2 protein-coding genes and 1 pseudogene are annotated in these 2373 nt (G+C 69.8%); 2 read left to right on the top strand and 1 reads right to left on the bottom strand.

Features of this window, described 5'->3' with window-relative positions; all coding sequences use genetic code 11:
• Positions 1–53: 53 nt before the first annotated feature.
• Positions 54–920: a universal stress protein gene (locus ACJMNC_RS15955; protein WP_408948949.1), complete on the bottom strand. Its 867-nt coding sequence runs from the start codon at positions 918–920 to the stop codon at positions 54–56.
• Positions 921–1089: 169 nt separating this feature from the next.
• Here ACJMNC_RS15955 and ACJMNC_RS15950 point away from each other — a divergent pair, with 169 nt between their 5' ends.
• A complete protein-coding gene (locus tag ACJMNC_RS15950; RefSeq protein ID WP_408948948.1) occupies positions 1090–1413 on the top strand; it encodes a hypothetical protein in 324 nt (107 codons plus the stop codon).
• A 49-nt stretch (positions 1414–1462) separates the two neighbouring features.
• Positions 1463–2326 (top strand): annotated as a pseudogene (locus ACJMNC_RS15945) (phospholipid carrier-dependent glycosyltransferase); the annotation flags it as partial.
• Between the last annotated feature and the right edge of the window lie 47 nt (positions 2327–2373).

The following is a 2373-nucleotide window of genomic DNA, read 5'->3' as shown; positions in this document are numbered from 1 at the left end:
GCCGCACAACCGCGGCTGCGGTGGCGGCGCCTCCGAGGAGAACAGAACAGGGATCAGGCGCGCACGATCATGACCGGCACCTTGGCGTGGTGCAGCACCTTCTGGCTGCGCGAGCCCAGCAGCAGACCGGTGAAGCCGCCGCGGCCGCGCGAACCCATCACGATCAGCGACGCGGTGTCGCCGGCGGTCTCCAGGATGGCCTTGCCCGGCTCCTCCGGCAGCACCACACGCTTGACCTTCACGTCCGGGTAGTCCTCGCCGTAGCCGGCCATCCGCTCGGCGACCGCCTCGACGGCCTGCTGCGACATCTCCTCGATCTCGTCGGAGGTGAGGCCGTAGCCGTGCAGGGCGTCGGCGTCGAGCGGGGTCCAGGTGTGCACGGCTACCAGTTCCACATTGCGCAGATCCGCCTGGCGGTAGGCCTCGGCGACGGCCGGGTCGCTCACCTTGGAGTCGTCCACACCCACCACCACGGGGCCCTCGGTCAGCTTGGCCTCCGGCGGGATGATCGCCACGCGGCCCTTGGAGTGGGCGGCGACGCTGGTGGACACCGAGCCCAGGAACAGGCCCTTGAAGCCGCCCAGGCCGCGGCTGCCGAGCACGGTCATCTCGGCCTGCTCGCCGAACTCGATCATCACGCGGGCGGCGTCGCCCTCGACGATCGAACCGCTGATCTCGATGTCCGCATCCACTTCGCGGGCCACCTCGGCGGCGCTCTGCACGTACTTGCTCACCTCGCCGCGGATGGCGTCGATGACGTCCTGCGGGATCACCAGGCCGGGCGCGTAGTCGCTCGTCGTGGTGGTGTACGCGGAGACGATCTTCAGGGCGGCGCCTTCGGTCGCGGCGGCGCCGGCGGCCCAGCGCACGGCGTTGATGGATTCGGCGGAACCGTCCACACCGACCAGAATCGTGCTCATCGTGAAATACCCCATCCTCGATTGCTCCGGCCCGGACTCTGCTGGAATGCGCCCGTATCAAGCCTCGTCTCCATTCTGTCGTATCTGCTGGGTAGATGCACCCGTGGAGGGACTTTCTCCCCGGTCGGTAGGCTCGAGGGCGACAGGGGCGAGCAAAGGACCGATTTCGATGGACTTCGACGACGACGTCGACGAGCAGCCGTCCGGGCCGCGGCCGGAACTGCGTGAGGTGGGCGTGCATGTGGCGGTCACGGTGCTGCTGGCCGTGCTGACCGCCTTCGTCGGCCTCGCGTCCTCCGGCGGACTGCGCGACGTGCTGGTGCTGGCGGCGCCGGGAGTGGTCTTCGTCGGCGCCCTGGCCGCCGCCTGGCGCACCTACAGCTGCTACCGCGCCGACGGCCGCTGGCAGATCTGGCAGGGCGGGATGTGGTTTCTGATGGTGATCACCCTGGCGTGGTTCTTCGGGGCGGTACCGGCCGTCGTGCAGGGTTGACCGCTCGGCGCTCCCGCTCCGGCGCGCTCTCTGCTCTAGGATCGGCGTGATGAGTCCCGCCGTCCTCGATCGCGCCACCGTGGTGCCGCGACCCCGCACCGAGGACCTGGGCACCTCCCCGCGGCCGGAGATTCCCGAGCCGGTCTTCGGCGCGCCCGACCGGCTCCGCGGCACCGTCGTCGGCGTCGTCATCACCCTGATCGCGGTGGTCACCCGGTTCTGGGATCTGACGCACCCCACCGACAAGGGCACCCCGGTCTTCGACGAGAAGCACTACGTGCCGCAGGGCTGGCAGGTGCTCACCGGCGGGAACTGGATCGAGCACAACCCCGGCTACGGCCTCGTCGTGCATCCGCCGGTGGGCAAATGGCTGCTCGCGGCCGGCGAATGGATGTTCGGCTACGGGCCGATGGGCTGGCGTTTCTTCTCCGCCGTCGCCGGGGTGGCGATCGTGCTGGCCATCTATCTGATGGTGCGGCGGCTGACCCGTTCGACGCTGATCGGCGCGCTCGCCGGGATCTTCGCGATCTGCGACGGCGTGCTGTTCGTGCAGTCGCGGATGGGCATGCTCGACATCTTCCAGGCGCTGTTCGTGGTGCTGGCGCTCGCGGCGCTGATCGCCGACCGCGACCAGGTGCGCGAACGTCTGCACCGGGCGTACATGCAGGGCCGGATCGCGCAGACCCCGTACGGTCCGCGGCTGGGTTTCCGCTGGTACCGGTTCGCGGCCGGGGTGTCGCTGGGGCTGGCGTGCGGCACCAAATGGTCGGGCATCTACTTCGTCGTCTTCTTCCTGGTGCTGGCGCTCGGCTTCGACGTGGCCGCCCGCCGGGCCTATCACGTGCCGCGGCCGTGGCGCGGGCGGTGCCGGCGCCGTGCACTATCCGGGCCGCCCGCCGGTGCAGCTTCGGCTCGCGGTCGTGGTCCTTCTTCTGCTGCTTCATCTACGGGCTGGTAAAC

Origin of the sequence: Gordonia sp. VNK21 (assembly GCF_046098115.1) — a bacterium.
Classification (GTDB): Bacteria; Actinomycetota; Actinomycetes; order Mycobacteriales; family Mycobacteriaceae; genus Gordonia.
This window is presented reverse-complemented; position numbering and strand designations above follow the sequence as displayed.

Excerpts from the sequence above, each read along its gene's own strand:
- ACJMNC_RS15955 (WP_408948949.1), bottom strand. The coding sequence starts at position 920 with ATGAGCACGATTCTGGTCGGTGTGGACGGTTCCGCCGAATCCATCAAC.
- ACJMNC_RS15950 (WP_408948948.1), top strand. The coding sequence starts at position 1,090 with ATGGACTTCGACGACGACGTCGACGAGCAGCCGTCCGGGCCGCGGCCG.